This window comes from Devosia sp. SD17-2, assembly GCF_029201565.1.
GTDB lineage: Bacteria > Pseudomonadota > Alphaproteobacteria > Rhizobiales > Devosiaceae > Devosia.
In genome coordinates, this window is sequence record NZ_CP104002.1 from 3,419,779 (window position 1) to 3,434,045 (window position 14,267).

Annotated in this window: 18 protein-coding genes; 7 read left to right on the forward strand and 11 right to left on the reverse strand. The window is 60.6% G+C overall.

What is annotated here, in order from left to right; all coding sequences use genetic code 11:
• The 5 genes from NYQ88_RS16795 to coxB form a co-directional block, all read right to left on the reverse strand.
• Positions 1 to 549 (reverse strand): cytochrome c oxidase assembly protein, encoded by a 549-nt coding sequence (locus NYQ88_RS16795; RefSeq protein ID WP_275652252.1) that lies wholly within the window; start codon positions 547 to 549, stop codon positions 1 to 3.
• On the reverse strand, positions 549 to 725 hold the full coding sequence (locus NYQ88_RS16800; RefSeq protein ID WP_275652253.1) for a hypothetical protein: 177 nt from the start codon (positions 723 to 725) through the stop codon (positions 549 to 551). The genes NYQ88_RS16795 and NYQ88_RS16800 overlap by 1 nt, the downstream gene beginning before the upstream one ends.
• 1 nt (position 726) lies before the next feature.
• A complete protein-coding gene (locus tag NYQ88_RS16805) occupies positions 727 to 1,638 on the reverse strand; it encodes a heme o synthase (RefSeq protein ID WP_275654941.1) in 912 nt (303 codons plus the stop codon).
• Between the two features lie 85 nt (positions 1,639 to 1,723).
• Entirely contained in the window at positions 1,724 to 3,418 is a 1,695-nt protein-coding gene (ctaD, locus tag NYQ88_RS16810) for a cytochrome c oxidase subunit I (protein ID WP_275652254.1), read from the reverse strand.
• A gap of 23 nt (positions 3,419 to 3,441) precedes the next feature.
• On the reverse strand, positions 3,442 to 4,323 hold the full coding sequence (gene coxB / locus NYQ88_RS16815; RefSeq protein WP_275652255.1) for a cytochrome c oxidase subunit II: 882 nt from the start codon (positions 4,321 to 4,323) through the stop codon (positions 3,442 to 3,444).
• Positions 4,324 to 4,685: 362 nt separating this feature from the next.
• Here coxB and NYQ88_RS16820 point away from each other — a divergent pair, with 362 nt between their 5' ends.
• Both NYQ88_RS16820 and NYQ88_RS16825 read left to right on the forward strand, forming a co-directional pair.
• A complete protein-coding gene (locus tag NYQ88_RS16820; protein WP_275654942.1) occupies positions 4,686 to 5,189 on the forward strand; it encodes an invasion associated locus B family protein in 504 nt (167 codons plus the stop codon).
• Positions 5,190 to 5,203: 14 nt separating this feature from the next.
• Positions 5,204 to 5,452 carry a PilZ domain-containing protein gene (locus tag NYQ88_RS16825; RefSeq protein WP_275652256.1) on the forward strand — a complete coding sequence of 83 codons (249 nt, stop codon included), beginning with the start codon at positions 5,204 to 5,206 and terminating at the stop codon, positions 5,450 to 5,452.
• 154 nt (positions 5,453 to 5,606) lie between these two features.
• Here the strand turns inward: NYQ88_RS16825 and NYQ88_RS16830 are convergent, their stop codons facing one another.
• Positions 5,607 to 5,870, reverse strand: coding sequence for a hypothetical protein (locus NYQ88_RS16830; RefSeq protein WP_275652257.1), 264 nt, complete (start codon positions 5,868 to 5,870; stop codon positions 5,607 to 5,609).
• Positions 5,871 to 6,023: 153 nt separating this feature from the next.
• On the opposite strand from NYQ88_RS16830, the gene NYQ88_RS16835 reads away from it, so the two are divergent.
• From NYQ88_RS16835 to NYQ88_RS16850, 4 genes are read left to right on the forward strand one after another with little or no spacing between them, the layout of a single operon-like run.
• Complete coding sequence (locus NYQ88_RS16835; RefSeq protein WP_275652258.1) at positions 6,024 to 6,911, forward strand: LysR family transcriptional regulator; 888 nt, start codon at positions 6,024 to 6,026, stop codon at positions 6,909 to 6,911.
• 57 nt (positions 6,912 to 6,968) lie between these two features.
• Entirely contained in the window at positions 6,969 to 8,585 is a 1,617-nt protein-coding gene (gene xseA / locus NYQ88_RS16840) for an exodeoxyribonuclease VII large subunit (protein ID WP_275652259.1), read from the forward strand.
• A gap of 49 nt (positions 8,586 to 8,634) precedes the next feature.
• Positions 8,635 to 8,856 (forward strand): DUF2093 domain-containing protein, encoded by a 222-nt coding sequence (locus tag NYQ88_RS16845; protein WP_275652260.1) that lies wholly within the window; start codon positions 8,635 to 8,637, stop codon positions 8,854 to 8,856.
• Positions 8,857 to 8,858: 2 nt separating this feature from the next.
• Positions 8,859 to 10,010: a hypothetical protein gene (locus NYQ88_RS16850; RefSeq protein WP_275652261.1), complete on the forward strand. Its 1,152-nt coding sequence runs from the start codon at positions 8,859 to 8,861 to the stop codon at positions 10,008 to 10,010.
• A 13-nt stretch (positions 10,011 to 10,023) separates the two neighbouring features.
• Here NYQ88_RS16850 and NYQ88_RS16855 read toward each other — a convergent pair whose 3' ends face one another.
• Together NYQ88_RS16855 and NYQ88_RS16860 are read right to left on the reverse strand one after the other, a co-directional pair.
• The gene (locus NYQ88_RS16855) at positions 10,024 to 10,260 is read right to left on the reverse strand and encodes a DUF4170 domain-containing protein (RefSeq protein ID WP_275652262.1); all 237 of its coding nucleotides are present in this window, start codon (positions 10,258 to 10,260) and stop codon (positions 10,024 to 10,026) included.
• A 17-nt stretch (positions 10,261 to 10,277) separates the two neighbouring features.
• Positions 10,278 to 11,117: a 3'(2'),5'-bisphosphate nucleotidase CysQ gene (locus NYQ88_RS16860; RefSeq protein ID WP_275652263.1), complete on the reverse strand. Its 840-nt coding sequence runs from the start codon at positions 11,115 to 11,117 to the stop codon at positions 10,278 to 10,280.
• A 300-nt stretch (positions 11,118 to 11,417) separates the two neighbouring features.
• Between NYQ88_RS16860 and NYQ88_RS16865 the strand changes: the two genes are divergently transcribed.
• The gene (locus NYQ88_RS16865; RefSeq protein ID WP_275652264.1) at positions 11,418 to 11,915 is read left to right on the forward strand and encodes a DUF6101 family protein; all 498 of its coding nucleotides are present in this window, start codon (positions 11,418 to 11,420) and stop codon (positions 11,913 to 11,915) included.
• Between the two features lie 138 nt (positions 11,916 to 12,053).
• Here the strand turns inward: NYQ88_RS16865 and ubiA are convergent, their stop codons facing one another.
• The 3 genes from ubiA to NYQ88_RS16880 all read right to left on the reverse strand — a co-directional run bounded on the left by ubiA (position 12,054) and on the right by NYQ88_RS16880 (position 14,266).
• On the reverse strand, positions 12,054 to 12,989 hold the full coding sequence (ubiA, locus tag NYQ88_RS16870) for a 4-hydroxybenzoate octaprenyltransferase (protein WP_275652265.1): 936 nt from the start codon (positions 12,987 to 12,989) through the stop codon (positions 12,054 to 12,056).
• A gap of 120 nt (positions 12,990 to 13,109) precedes the next feature.
• Entirely contained in the window at positions 13,110 to 13,457 is a 348-nt protein-coding gene (locus NYQ88_RS16875) for a hypothetical protein (RefSeq protein ID WP_275652266.1), read from the reverse strand.
• A 320-nt stretch (positions 13,458 to 13,777) separates the two neighbouring features.
• Positions 13,778 to 14,266 (reverse strand): hypothetical protein, encoded by a 489-nt coding sequence (locus NYQ88_RS16880; protein WP_275652267.1) that lies wholly within the window; start codon positions 14,264 to 14,266, stop codon positions 13,778 to 13,780.
• Position 14,267: the final 1 nt, after the last annotated feature.

Sequence of the window (14,267 nt, forward strand, 5' to 3'; positions counted from 1 at the left end):
TCAGCTTCCCTCATTCTCTGAAGCGTAGAAGGTATAAGAGAGAGTTATCTCTTTGATCGTGTTGAGTTCCGGATTGTCGTCCAGGTCTGGATCGACAAAGAAGACGATGGGCATTTCCACCGTTTCCCCGGGCTGGAGTGTCTGCTCGGTGAAGCAGAAGCACTCAATCTTGTTGAAGTAGATGCCGGCCTTGGGAGGCGAGACGTTGAAGATCGCCGTACCCGTCACCACTTCGTCAGAGGTATTGGTGGCAATGTAATTGACGGTATCGACTGCGCCGATCTGATCTGTCACCGGAGCTGCGGCCGTGACCTTCCAGGGAAGTGCGTCTTCGACATTCGCGTCGAAGCGAACCTTCATCTCGCGTGCGATCAAACCCTTGGGATTGTCGCTCGCGACCTGAGTGGTCCCGCCATAGCCGGTCACCTGGCAGAAGAGCTGGTAAAGCGGAACAGCCGCGAAGGCGAGGCCGACCATGCCGGCAGCGATGCCGAACAGGACAATGCCCGTCTTTCCATTATGCCGCGGCTGGAATGCAGTGGTCGCCATTACATCATCCGGTCAAACAGCGCCGGACCCATCTTGACGAGGGTCAGCACGTAGAACGTGACTGCGAACAGCAGCAGTACCACCGCAAGGGCGATCGAGCGGCCGCGGCGGCGAGCCTGGCTGGGCACAACAGGCGAAGCATTCCCGGCGGGCATTTGTTCGGTATGGCTGGCCATATCACAACACTCCTAGGCTGATGACGACGTGATCGGCGAGCAGGGCCAGGAAGAGCACGAACAGATAGCTCAACGAGTAGGTGAAGAGCTTGCGTGCGGCCTTGCGCATGTCGACCCCGTCAGGCGCACGCAGAAGGCGCAGCGCGAGGAAAACAAAACCAAATCCGGTGACGGCAGCAACCGCGCCATACATCAGGCTGGAGAAGCCCAGGATGACAGGCAGCAGGGAGCTCAGCGCCAGGAGAACGGAATAGACGAAGATCTGACGCTTGGTCGACGGCACACCGGCAACATTGGGCATCATCGGGATGCCGGCAGCGCCGTAGTCACCCTGCTTGTAAAGGGCGAGAGCCCAGAAGTGCGGGGGCGTCCAGAGGAAGATGATCAGGAACAGCACGAAGCTGTCGAGGGTGATGTCGCCGGTTACAGCGGCCCAGCCAACCATGGGCGGGAAGGCACCGGCAGCGCCGCCGATAACGATGTTCTGGGGCGTCGAGCGCTTGAGCCAGATCGTGTAGACGACAGCGTAAAAGAAAATCGTGAAGGCCAGGAAGGCGCCGGCAACCCAATTGGTCGCCAGACCAAGCAGGGCAACCGAGAAGGCCGACAGGATCAGGCCGAACGCCAGAGCTTCGCCCTTGGTCACGCGGCCGGCGGGAATGGGCCGATTGACGGTGCGGCTCATGACCGCGTCGATATCGGCGTCATACCACATGTTGAGTGCCCCGGAGGCACCGCCACCGATCGCGATACAAACGATCGCGATCAGCCCGATGATGGGATTGATGTCGCCAGGAGCGACGAGCATGCCCACCAGTGCGCAGAAAACCACAAGCGACATAACACGCGGCTTGAGGAGCGCGAGGTAGTCACCTACCCGAGCTTCGCCTGTCATCGCAGGCGCGTCCTTCATGCTGTCGAGATATGCCACTTGTCTTTCCTTAATCTTGCGGACCGCACAAAGCGCGATCCGCGGAGAGTTTTATCAAGCCTGTCGCTTAGTGAGCCTTGGACGAGTCGATCTGCGGCAGGGTCGAGAACTGGTGGAACGGCGGAGGCGAGCTCAGGGTCCATTCCAGAGTGGTTGCACCATCGCCCCACGGATTGTCACCGGCCGGACGCTTCTTACGGCTGGCTTCCCAGGTGGCGTAGAAGAAGATGATCATTGCCACGAAGGTCACGTAGTAGCCGACGGAAGAGACGCGGTTCCACAGGGTGTAGGCATCCGGGTAGTCGATGTAACGACGCGGCATGCCGGCGAGGCCAAGGAAGTGCTGCGGGAAGAAGATCAGGTTCACGCCGACGAACATGGTCCAGAAGTGCAGCTTGCCCAGGAACTCGGAGTACATGTAGCCGAACATCTTGGGGTACCAGTAGTACCAGCCAGCGAAGATCGAGAACACGGCGCCGAGCGACAGCACGTAGTGGAAGTGAGCAACCACATAATATGTGTCATGCAGCATACGGTCAGCACCGGCATTGGCGAGCACCACACCCGTCACACCACCAACGGTGAACAGGAAGATGAAGCCGATGGCCCAGAGCATGGGCGTGCGGAAGGTGATCGAGCCACCCCACATCGTCGCGATCCACGAGAAGATCTTCACGCCCGTGGGCACGGCGATCACCATGGTTGCCGCAGCGAAGTAGCGCTGGACGTCGAGGCTGAGGCCGGTGGTGTACATGTGGTGAGCCCACACAACGAAACCGACGAAGCCGATAGCCACCATAGCGTAAGCCATGGCCATGTAACCGAAGACAGGCTTGCGGGAGAAGGTTGCCACGATGTGGCTGATGATGCCGAAGCCCGGCAGGATCATGATGTACACTTCGGGGTGACCGAAGAACCAGAACAAGTGCTGGTAAAGGATCGGGTCGCCGCCACCTTCAGGCGAGAAGAAGGTCGTGCCGAAGTTGCGGTCGGTCAGCAGCATGGTGATGGCGCCAGCCAGAACCGGCAGGGCGAGCAGCAGCAGGAAACCAGTGACCAGCACGGACCAGGCAAACAACGGCATCTTGTGGATGGTCATGCCAGGGGCGCGCATGTTCAGGATGGTGGTGATCAGGTTGATCGCACCAAGGATCGAGCTCACGCCAGCAACGTGCAGCGACAGGATCGCAAAATCCAGAGCCGGACCGGGGTGACCCGAGGTCGACAGCGGCGGGTAAACGGTCCAGCCGCCACCAAAACCGGTCGTGCCCGGAGCGCCTTCAAAGAACAGGCTCAGCAGCAACAGGATGAATGCGACCGGCAGCAGCCAGAACGCAATATTGTTGATGCGCGGGAACGCCGTATCAGGCGCACCGACCATGAGCGGAGCAAAGTAGTTGGCAAAGCCGCCCATCGTGGCAGGCATGACCATGAAGAACACCATGATCAGCGCGTGCGCAGTGGTGAACACGTTGAACATCTGCTTGCCGGCATCGATGGCTTCGCCACCGCTGATGCCATAAACCATGGCTGCGAGGCCGTGGAAGATCTGAATGCCAGGCTCCTGGAGTTCCAGGCGCATCACGCCGGAGAGCAGGCCGCCAACGATACCCGCCACAATCGAGAACACCAGGTACATGATACCGATGTCTTTGTGGTTGGTCGAAAACAGCCAGCGACGCCAGCCGGTGGGCGTATGATGGTCGTGCGCGGCGTGATCATGCCCTGTGGCATGGGCCTCGAGGTGAGCTGTATTGGCCATTTATATTCCCCTGACCCTATGACTTACTGGACGGCGGCCAGCGTCGTAACGGCGCTAGCGTAGTCACGGCTCTCTTTGAAAGCGGCCATGAAGGCTTCGTATTCTTCGGAGGTCACAACGCGAACTGCGACGGGCATGTAGGCATGATCCTTGCCGCACAGCTCGGAGCACTGACCGTAATAAAGACCGGTCTCGCGTGCGTTGAACCAGGTTTCGTTCAGACGACCAGGAACGGCGTCAACCTTGATACCAAAAGCAGGCACGGCGAAGGCATGGATAACGCCCGACGGGCTGGCAGTGATCTGAAGGCGAACGGTGGTATCCACGGGGACAACCAGTTCGTTGTTCACAGCGAGAAGACGCGGCTGGTTCGGCTTCAGCTCGGCCAGCTCTTCGTCGTTGAGCATATTGCTGTCGAAGTAGACGCCTTCATCGACGTATTCATAGGTCCAGTACCACTGCTCACCCGAGACCTTAACGGTCAGATCGGCAGCAGGCACTTCAACATCACCAAACGAGAAGATGTTGGAGCCGAGGTACTTACGCTCGCCATCGGGCACGGTCATCTGATCCGACAGCACGCCAAAGGACGGCACGGCAATGATGATGAGAGCCACGATGGGCAGAACGGTCCACACAACTTCGATCGCAGTGTTGTGGGTAAAGCGCGCAGGCACCGGATTGGCCTTCGCATTGAAGCGAACCACCACAATCACCAGCAGCACCAGCACGAGCAGGACAATACCAGTGATCGCCCACAGCAGCGGACCATCGTGGAACGCCACGATCGAGTCCATGATCGGCGTCACCGATTCATTGAGGTGAATCTGGCCAGGCGCAGGCTGCCCCTTACCCAGCTCCTGGGCAGCAACCATCGCCGGCGCTAGCGCCAGAGAGGCCGCCAACGCGGCTCCTAACTTCCTCATCATCTGACCGGTCACCATAAATCCCCTATCGACTTGTTCTGGCGGCAGGCACCGAGACGAAGAGGGGAAAAAATAGCGGCATAGCTAACGCCGCCCCGACTCAACCTCGGAGCGCAAAACTCATTCGGAGCTAAACCACATCGGAGGGACTGAGTCTATTGCGGCGTAAAAGCGCGGCGCTGCGGCAAATTGCAGCCTCCCACACCCCATTGCCTCATGCACGCCGTACTCATGAGCGAAAAATAGGATAAGCTGGGCTCGGTTGACAGGGCCAAGACCCTGACAGAAACACAACAAAACGCCTGAAAAGTGCCCGATTCGGCAGGAGAAATAACAGAGTGATGGACGTTGCGAAGCGGCTCGCCGGTGTTGGCGCAATCCTGGTGGCATTGATGACCGCATCTCCTGCTCTCGCCCAGGGCACTGTTCGTGCCGAATATGGCGACTGGCAGATGAGCTGCGACACCCCGCCTGGCGCCAGCTTTGAGCAGTGCGCAATTATCCAGAACGTTCTGGCCGAGGACCAGCCAAACGTCGGGCTTTCGGTGATCGTGCTGCGCACGGCCGATCGGGAGGCCCGCCTGCTGCGTGTCCTGGCGCCGCTCGGCGTGCTGCTGCCAAATGGGCTCGGGCTCAATGTCGACGGCACGGATATGGGGCGCGTTGCCTTCGTGCGCTGCCTGCCCAATGGCTGCATCGCCGAGGTCGAGCTCGACGACGATCTGATCAAGATCCTCTCCGAAGGCACTGACGCAATTTTTGTGGTGTTTAAGACGCCAGAAGAAGGTGTGGGCATTCCGGTTTCACTTGAAGGCTTTACCGAGGGCTTTGCCGCCCTGCCCTGACGGGAGTTCGCAGCTTGACCGAGGAGCGCCGCAAAAGTTTCAGGCGTCGCACGCTCAAGGGCGGAAAGATCGTTATTAACAGTGGATATTCCACGTTCGACTGCTCGGTTCGCAATCTGTCAGATGAGGGGGCCAAGCTCATCATCGCGGGAATCATCGGGATACCCGACCACTTCGACCTCGAGATGGATGACGGAAAACGCCTTTCCTGCGAGGTCATCTGGCGCACCGAAGCAGAGCTGGGCGTCAAGTTTCTGCCTTGAAGGAACAAAAAAACCGGGCAAGTGCGCTGCACTGCCCGGCAAGTCATCAGGAAACAGGACCGAAGGCAAATTCGGCCTGAGAGATGGAACGATCACTCTGCGTGATCGAACCAACGCGGTGGCGGACCCGTAAAAGATCCGCAATTCATTGACTTCAGCCGCGCGCAGCCTTCGCCCGAGCCGCATTGAGCACCATGGCAGCGCTCCGACCCTGCTCTGCCCGGATTGCCTCGAAAATGTCCGAGCGGGTCACACCGAGATCGCGCAGTCGGGTCGCATCGAGATCGAGCAGGCTCTCCAGGGCTTTGCGCTGGCGGCGTCGCGCAAGGCGCGCAGCAATGAACGCGAAGAGCGCAAGGACAGGATTTGCGGGCGTCGCGGCCGCAAGTGACCGCTCGCCGGGAAGCGAGAGAGCCATTTCAAAATCTCCGAAAGGCAACGGGATCCACCGGGGGGAGGCCGGTGCTTCAGCGCGCATCTGCGTTGATGAAAGAGGAATACGCCGCTGGACTTCCATTCGTCTAACAAATAGATTTCATCCCACCGATCAATTCACGTGATGAGATCCGAAATGACCGCCCCGCTCGACCTCGACCAGTTGCAGAGCTTTTGCGCCATTGCCGATTGCGGAAGCTTCACCGAAGCGGCGCGCCGCGTGAACAAGACCCAATCGGCCGTGTCCATGCAGATCAAGCGCCTGGAAGAGCGGCTGGGACAGATCCTGCTCCTGCGGGACGGGCGCAGTGTGTCGCTCACCCACCATGGCGAAGTGCTTTATGAGCGCGCCCGAAAAATGCTGCGCACCAATGCCGAAATTCTCGATCATTTCTCTGAAGGCGACCTCGCTGGCTCGATCCGCTTCGGCGTGCCGGACGATTATGCGGTGCGCCTTCTGCCGGTAATCCTCTCCAGCTTTCAGCGCACGCATCCAAAAATCGCTGTGGATGTCTCCTGCATGGCGTCAGAGCAATTGCTCGAAGGCATGCGGGCCGGACGATACGACCTCATCGTCTTTACACAGGGGACCGATCAAAACTTCGGCGAGCTGTTCCGCACCGAAAAAATGTTCTGGGTCTCCAGCCATGGTGGCCGCGCCCTGGCTAATGAGCCTCTAGCCATCGCCTGCGGCCCCAGCTGCTGCATCTGGCGAAAGGATGCGCTCGAATCTCTTGACCGGACCGGCAAGGATTATCGCGTCGCCTATACCTCATCCAACGCGACCGCTATATCGTCGGCCGTTCTCTCCGACCTGGCTGTCGGCTTTCTCCCCGAAAGCGCGCTGCAGCCGGGCATGCGGGTGATCTCCGATGATCATGGCCTGCCGCAACTGACCGATGCCCAGATCGCGCTGATGCGCTCGAGCCACGCCTATGGCGGCATCTACGACGCGCTCGCCAATCATATCGTGCAGTCGATGGGCAATCTCGATCAGGCGATCACTACCGAGGCCGCTGAGTAGTGAATCCGTCCGCGGTCCGGACTTGACCGAAGGCGGCAATTCGCCCACCAACAAGCCATGGCCGAAATCCTTTCCAATGCCGCCGAATTCACCGTTTCCGAGATCGCCCAGGCGGTCAAACGAACCGTCGAGGACGAGTTCGGCCATGTCCGCGTGCGCGGCGAGATTTCGGGGTATCGCGGGCAGCATTCTTCGGGCCACGCCTATTTCACCCTCAAGGATGATGCGGCTTCTATCGACGCCGTCATCTGGAAGGGCAATTTCGGACGCCTGACCTTTCGGCCCGAAGAGGGCCTCGAAGTCATCGCTACCGGGCGGCTGACGACGTTTCCGCGCTCGTCGAAATATCAGATCGTCATCGACAATATCGAGCCGGCCGGCGCCGGCGCGCTCATGGCCCTGCTCGAAGAGCGGCGGAAGAAGTTGCTCGCCGAAGGTCTCTTTGCCCGCGAGCGCAAGCGCCCCCTGCCCTATCTGCCCCGCGTGATCGGCGTCGTCACTTCGCCGACCGGCGCCGTGATCCGCGACATTCTCCATCGTCTCGCCGACCGGTTCCCCAGCCATGTGCTGGTTTGGCCGGTGCGCGTGCAGGGCGAAGGCTGCGCCCCCGAGGTGGTCAATGCCATCGAGGGGTTCAACGCTCTTTTGCCGGGTGGGGCTATTCCGCGACCGGACCTTCTTATCGTCGCACGCGGCGGCGGCTCCATCGAGGATCTTTGGGGATTTAACGAGGAGGCCGTCGTCCGGGCGGTCGCCAATTCGGACATCCCGGTCATCTCTGCAGTGGGGCATGAGACCGACACAACCCTTGTCGACTACGCTTCCGACATGCGGGCGCCGACGCCGACGGCCGCCGCGGAAGCCGCTGTGCCGGTCCGCGCCGAGCTCATTGCCTATGTCGAAGATCAGGGGAGCCGGCAGCGGCAGGCGGCGCGGCGCAGCCTCATCAGCCTCAAGGATCGGCTGCGCGCCGCTGGCGCGGGCCTACCGCGCCCGGCTGATCTGGTTGCCACCCAGAGGCAGAGCCTTGACCTGGCGGCAAGCGAACTCTCAGGAGCGCTGCGCCACTTCGTCCAATCTCGACGCCTTGCTTATTCACAGCTTGCCAGCGCCGTGCAGCCGCGCCTCGTCCGCCAGCGCCATGCGGAGCTGGGAGACAAGTTGCGCCATTTGCAGCACCGCTCCGATGCCGGACTGACCAAAACCATCGAGCGGGCGCGACTGACCTTTGATCCCCGCGCCGCACGGCTGGCCGGCAGCACCGAACAATCGCTCGAGCGCAAGCGCACCGCGCTGGGGCGGGTGGCACCACGCCTATCCACCCAGCCACTGAAGGCGGAACTGCGCCATGCCCAGGGGCAACTCGCCCCCGTAGCGGCGCGTCTGGCCAAGGGCTCGGCGACCATTATTCCAGACCGCCGCCATGGGCTTGAGCAGTTGGGGAAACTCCTCGCGAGCCTCGGCTATCGCAATGTTCTCGCGCGCGGTTATGCGCTGGTGCATGATGACAATGGTGCCTTGATCACCGGTAAGGCCGCGCTGCAGCCCGGCGATCAACTGAAGCTGACCTTTGCCGATGGCGATGTCGCAGCGTCGGTGGCGGGCGCACCGCCAGCCAAGCGCAAGGCCGCCCGTCCACAAGCGGACGACGGGTCGCAGGAAAGCCTCTTTTGATCGCGGCCATTGCGCCTTATATCGATCCTCAGAGACAAGGAGCCAGGCGATGAACATCTTCGACAAGGGTTTTGCGCCGGCCGAGGCCACACTGCGCTATCTCGATGGAGACTATGTGGTGTTAAAGCCTGGCACGTTCGTGCGCTGCGCCATTACCGGCAAGCCGATCCCGCTCGATGAACTGAGCTATTGGAGCGTTGACCGCCAGGAAGCCTATGCTGATGCAGCCTCGGCCCACACGGCGTTCGAGCGTTACGGCCGGGGCAAATAAAGGTGACGGGGACGGCGGCGCGTCGACGCTACCTCGTCATTTCCAACGGTCACGGTGAAGATGCCATTGCGGCAGCGCTGGTGAGACGCCTCAGGGATGTCGCCAGCGTCGAAGCTTACCCGATGATCGGCAGCGGCAAGGCCTATGATGGGGTCTGCGCTACGGTCGGGCCGCGTGCGTCGCTGGCCTCCGAAGGCTGGCGCAACGTCAAGGGGTCGCTGCGCCGGGATATTGTCACCGGCGGCATCATGACCGTGCCCCCTGCCCTCAAATTTCTCCGCTCGATCCGGGGCCGCTATGACCGGATCATCGTTGTGGGCGACATGGTCGGTGTGCTGGCATGCCTCGCCACCGGGAATCGCGACCTCTTTTACATCGACGTCTACAAAACAGGTGCAGCGCGGCTCTATTCGTCGCTTGAGGCCTGGGCGATCGCCCGGAGCTGCTCGACGGTCTTCTGCCGGGCGCAGGCGCTTTCGGACATGCTCGCGAGCAAGGGAATAGACGCCCGTTGCGCCGGCAATCTGATGATGGATGCCATCCCGCGGGGCGACTACGACGCAAAATCGCGACGGCAGCGGTCCCTTGGGGTGACGCTCCTGCCGGGCAGCCGGGCACTCACTGCCGAGAGTTTTGGCCTGCAGATAGGCGCCTTGCGCAACCTTGATCCAGAAGAGCGGCCGGACGTCTTTCTCGCCGTGGCCGGAAGCGTCAATGTCGATGAACTCGCGCGCATCGCAGGGCTTCGCCGAACCACAATGCTGAGCACAGAATCAGCCGATCTTGGTCAGTTGAGCGATGGCGAGCTGACCGTGCACATGGCGCGCGGCGAGGCGATGGGCAATTTGATCGATGCATCGGATGTGGTGCTGAGCCAGGCCGGAACGGCGACAGTCCAGTCCTTGGGCATGGGCAAGCCGGTGATATGCTTCATCAATCCGCGCGACAGACGCTCGCGCTTCGCCGATGAGCAGAACCTCTTTTCAGCGGCGCGCGTGGTCGTTGATGCCAATGAAGCCGAAGTCGGGGCCGCCCTGCAGACGCTGCTCAGGGACGGAGAAGAACGTTCCCGGCTGGCCGAAATAGGCCGGGAACGCATTGGTGGGCCGGGCGCCATGGACGCCATCCTCGCCGCCCTTAACGAACGCGACTGATCGCGGACGGGGCTCAGGCGCCGGCGACTGCCGGATCGAGCAGGCGATGCAGGTGGACGATAAAATAGCGCGTCTGCGCGCTGTCCACGGTCATCTGGGCCTTCTGCTTCCAGACAGTATAGGCGGAAGCGTAGTTGGGATAGATTCCAACGATGTCGACCTTGTCGAGATCAGTGAACGTCACACCATCCAGGCTCGAAAGCTCGCCGCCGATCACCAGGTGGAGCAGTTGTTTTTCCGTCTCAGCCATCGATAATTGTCCGGTTATTAGAGGGTAGGAAGCTCGCTGCTGTCTTCTGCCACGGCCGGGCAGCCGTAGACTTTTATAAGTGCAGCATGAACCAAAGGTTTTAGGCTCATGTCAGCCAGGGCCGCAAGCGCCCCATGACGCACATCTCGTCTGTTAAATTGTGGGAACCCGACGCATACATCAGCGAAATCGAGGCCCGCTTCCCTCAGGATCAGGGCAGCGGCGGCGATATCCCAATCCTGGCTGCCACGGCGGGCGACAGCGCCATCGAGCTTGCCGGTCGCGACCTGAACCAGACGATAGGCCAGAGACGGATAGGCCGGACCGCGGGTATATTCGAGACCTGCCGCCTGCATTTCCTGGTGGACGGCCCCCGGAGCGGGGATCAGCGGGGCTGCGCCGGCGCGGCGGTGGCGCTTGAGCGGCTGGCCATTGAGCCAGGCACCACCATCCTTGGCGGCGCAATAAAGCTCATCGCGGGCCGGCGCGTAGACGACGCCGGCGACCGGTTCGCCATTCTCGACGACAGCCAGACAGATGGTCCAGCTATCCTCGCCACGCAGAAATCCGCGTGTACCATCAATGGGATCAACGACAAAGACGCGCTCGCAATCGAGGCGACTGGCATTGTCGGCAGTCTCCTCGCTGAGCCAGCCATAGGTCGGGCGGGCGCTCAACAGGCTGGATGCGAGGTAACGGTCGACGACAATATCAGCTTCGCTGACGGGGGAGGCATTCTCCTTGGTCCAGCTTTTGACGTCCCTGCGAAAATAGCTCGAGGCAATGATCCCCGCGGCCACGACACTGGCGCGGAGCAGTTCAAGATCGTCTTCAATTGGGGGCATAGCGGCCGGCATGGCGGGGCTTTTAGGCTTCCGGGGCCGTTTGGACAAGGGTTTCATCCCGATCCCCCCATATTGTAACGGCATGGCTGCGGCCACCTGCCAGTGACAGGGTAAACAGGGTGCAACCGCGTTATGTTAATTGCTTCCTACAGGGTGCAACACCCTGCTAACCACCTCAAAAAACAACATAAACTTAACCCAACCCATTAAGACGGCTGGTAAGGGGACGCGCTAAATTAGCCTCATAAACGGAGCGAAAAAAACAGCTCTCGAAGTTACAGGAAGGCATCAAAAATGGTTCATGGCGTTGCGATGGAAGGAGCGTCTGTCGTTCTGGCGTTCCGTAAGCCGTCCCTGGCTGAGCGCCGGTTTGTAGCGGCGAACGACAATGGCCCGCGTGATCCGGTCAAGACCGTGACGGTGCGCAAGCAGCTCGAACAGAGCGGCGTTGCCATCAAGATCAAGATCCCGGTGACCGAATTTATCGGCGTTGCCGTGGCCACACGAATTTCCGAGGAAGGTGTTCTCACCAGCCTCATCGAACTGGTTCACCCGGATTCCGAGTTGAATTACAAAGTGTTCGAGGAAGAGGGCAATCACAGCGTGGTCGCCGAATGGCAGAACTGGGGCAAAAAGCTCCGCCTGCCGCTGTTCATCAAGGCCGGTGACGGCGCCTATATGCCCTATACCCAGCAGGTCGATGGCGTGATGCTCGGCGAGGTCGCCTATCGCCGCAAGCTTGCTGCAGAAGCAGCCCGCCGCCCGCGTTTTCTCAACCGGCGCAAGCCCGGCCAGGCCGAATCCAACTAATCGAAAACCTCCATATGCATGCCAAAAGGGTCAACCAGTGGTGCGGTTGGCCCTTTGGCATTTGGGGGAGTTTGCTAGCAGACTGTTAGCATCGAGCGCGACAAAGCGCGGATTTGGTTACAGAAATGGGGTTGCGCGTTACCACACCCACTCGGCCATGAGCGCGAGCGTGATAGCAATGCCCACATAGTGATTGATGACAAAGCGCGGCTTGGGATTGTGCGGATCGGCGGGATCGAGCGTCCAGACCTGCCAGGCCAGCACCCCTCCTCCGACGAGCGACAGGATGGCGTAGACGAAACCGCCGCCCGCCAGGATCGCCGCAGCGAGCCAGAGCACGAAAGCGCCAACATAGAGCGTCGCCACCGCCGGCTTCACGATATCACCAAAAAGACGGGCCGTGGATTTCACGCCGACAAGGGCATCATCCTCGATGTCCTGGAGGGCATAGATGGTGTCATAGCCGATGACCCACAGGATCGTGCCGAGATAGAGCAGGATTGGCGCCCAGCCGAGTGTGCCGGTCTCGCCCGTCCAGCCGACCAGCGCGCCATAGGAAAACGCGAGGCCGAGGAAAAGCTGCGGCCACCAGGTGATGCGCTTCATGAACGGGTAGATGGCCACCAGCACCAGTGAGAAGACGCCTGCCCAGACGGTAAAACGGTTAAACTGGAACAGCACTACCGCGCCCAGAAGCGCCTGGATGATCAGGAAGACCAGCGCCTGCTTTGCGGTGACCTGACCCGAAGGAATGGGGCGGGAGCGAGTGCGCGCGACCTTCATGTCGATGTCGCGATCGACAATGTCATTAAAGGTGCAGCCTGCCCCGCGCATCAGGATGGCGCCAATGAGCATGAGCACGGCATGCCACCAGCCAAATCCCTGGTCTGGAAAGGCCACCGCCGCCAGGGCAATGCCCCAGGCGCAGGGCCAGAACAAAAGCCAGAAGCCTATCGGCCGATCCCAGCGCGCCATGCGCCCATAGGGTTTTAGCCAATCAGGCGCGTAGCTATCGAGCCAGTTCCCCTTCTGGGCATCGGCGACGGTTCCGGACTGGGGAGGAATGTCGGTCATTCGGCCACGACTCTCACTTCTTTGGCAGGTCAGGTGAGGTCTACTGCAATTGGCTGGGAGGGGGGAAGGTTTTTGGACGGGGGGATGGGGAAGGACTGGTGGGTGTCTACCGCGTTGTCCTCATCGACGAAGTCCCTGCCGCTCGCCAGAAGCGGACGCACAGTGGACTTTGACGTCCATGGCCTCGAAGGCCGAGAGATCGCCCGCGTCAGCTTCGACGATGAGATGGTAGATGCGGGTGGGATCGGCAATCTTGAACGGGGCGACCCTACCCAGCTTTTCGGAGGTCGCTGCAATAACGAGCAGGCTGCTTTGCCCCAGCCGCGTGCCTCTCACCTCTGCCTCGGCGGCATCGAGGGCCGTCACGCCGATCGCGCTATCGACGCCGCAGGCACCGAGAATGGCCAGGTCAGCAAAAATCTGGCTCGCTTCGCGGATCGTCTGCGGGCCGAGGCAGGCTCCCTGCATATCCAATATCGCGCCTATACTCTTCACCCTCACCGGCAAGACCAAGCGGATGCATGCCAATCTGGCAGTGGTTTCGGTCTCGACCGTTGGCTATGCCGGGATCATCGCCAGCCCCACCGCCATTGGGCTCATTGCTCACGCCACAGCCTGGAGACCGCGTTCCTGCTGCTGTGCGGCACCATGGTGGTGATCGCGGTGTCCGCGCGGGCGATTTACAATCGGTTCTAGGAAGGGCCGAAATCGCCAGTTGCGAAGTCGCTAGTCTTACCGATTTCAGGCGACCGAGGAATCCTGCAGCGTAGCGATATCGAGCTGTCTGCTCACAACAATAAGATGTCGCTGTACACCGGCGCCCCCCCATTGAACGTAGCGATGAAAGTGATCTCATTTGCATCAATGATGCCGTTGTCGTCCTTGGCTTCAAAATGAATGAGCGCAGCGCTTCCTGTGTGCACGCTGTGCCTGGCCAAGATCAGGAGATCTTCACCGAGATCGAAACGCGTCAGGTCAAGCGAGGCATTCAGCGTAGCAAGGGTCTGCGCCATGAGTGACGAGGCGCTGGAAACGACGCTAGCCGGATTATTGAGGGTAAGCTGAACAGCTTCCGTCGTCGCGCCTACCACGATCTGAGGGCCGCCGCCGCCAACCCAAGAGAGGGCACCATTATTGGTGTCGTCGATGGCAGTCCGAAGCGCGCCACTCAACCCGATGAAGTCTTTGACTGGATCAAAGTCGAGGATCAGATCCTCAGAAGCCGCATTGATATTCGAGTAGGCTATGGTGAGCGGTGCGCCTTTGCTAAGCACCACA

What these genes read in the sequence shown, in the direction of transcription:
- NYQ88_RS16795 (WP_275652252.1), bottom strand. Translation starts at nt 549, where the DNA reads ATGGCGACCACTGCATTCCAGCCGCGGCATAATGGAAAGACGGGCATT.
- NYQ88_RS16800 (WP_275652253.1), bottom strand. Translation starts at nt 725, where the DNA reads ATGGCCAGCCATACCGAACAAATGCCCGCCGGGAATGCTTCGCCTGTT.
- NYQ88_RS16805 (WP_275654941.1), bottom strand. Translation starts at nt 1,638, where the DNA reads ATGAAGGACGCGCCTGCGATGACAGGCGAAGCTCGGGTAGGTGACTAC.
- ctaD (WP_275652254.1), bottom strand. Translation starts at nt 3,418, where the DNA reads ATGGCCAATACAGCTCACCTCGAGGCCCATGCCACAGGGCATGATCAC.
- NYQ88_RS16820 (WP_275654942.1), top strand. Translation starts at nt 4,686, where the DNA reads ATGGACGTTGCGAAGCGGCTCGCCGGTGTTGGCGCAATCCTGGTGGCA.
- NYQ88_RS16830 (WP_275652257.1), bottom strand. Translation starts at nt 5,870, where the DNA reads ATGGCTCTCTCGCTTCCCGGCGAGCGGTCACTTGCGGCCGCGACGCCC.
- NYQ88_RS16835 (WP_275652258.1), top strand. Translation starts at nt 6,024, where the DNA reads ATGACCGCCCCGCTCGACCTCGACCAGTTGCAGAGCTTTTGCGCCATT.
- xseA (WP_275652259.1), top strand. Translation starts at nt 6,969, where the DNA reads ATGGCCGAAATCCTTTCCAATGCCGCCGAATTCACCGTTTCCGAGATC.
- NYQ88_RS16845 (WP_275652260.1), top strand. Translation starts at nt 8,635, where the DNA reads ATGAACATCTTCGACAAGGGTTTTGCGCCGGCCGAGGCCACACTGCGC.
- NYQ88_RS16855 (WP_275652262.1), bottom strand. Translation starts at nt 10,260, where the DNA reads ATGGCTGAGACGGAAAAACAACTGCTCCACCTGGTGATCGGCGGCGAG.
- NYQ88_RS16860 (WP_275652263.1), bottom strand. Translation starts at nt 11,117, where the DNA reads ATGCCGGCCGCTATGCCCCCAATTGAAGACGATCTTGAACTGCTCCGC.
- NYQ88_RS16865 (WP_275652264.1), top strand. Translation starts at nt 11,418, where the DNA reads ATGGAAGGAGCGTCTGTCGTTCTGGCGTTCCGTAAGCCGTCCCTGGCT.
- ubiA (WP_275652265.1), bottom strand. Translation starts at nt 12,989, where the DNA reads ATGACCGACATTCCTCCCCAGTCCGGAACCGTCGCCGATGCCCAGAAG.
- NYQ88_RS16875 (WP_275652266.1), bottom strand. Translation starts at nt 13,457, where the DNA reads ATGCAGGGAGCCTGCCTCGGCCCGCAGACGATCCGCGAAGCGAGCCAG.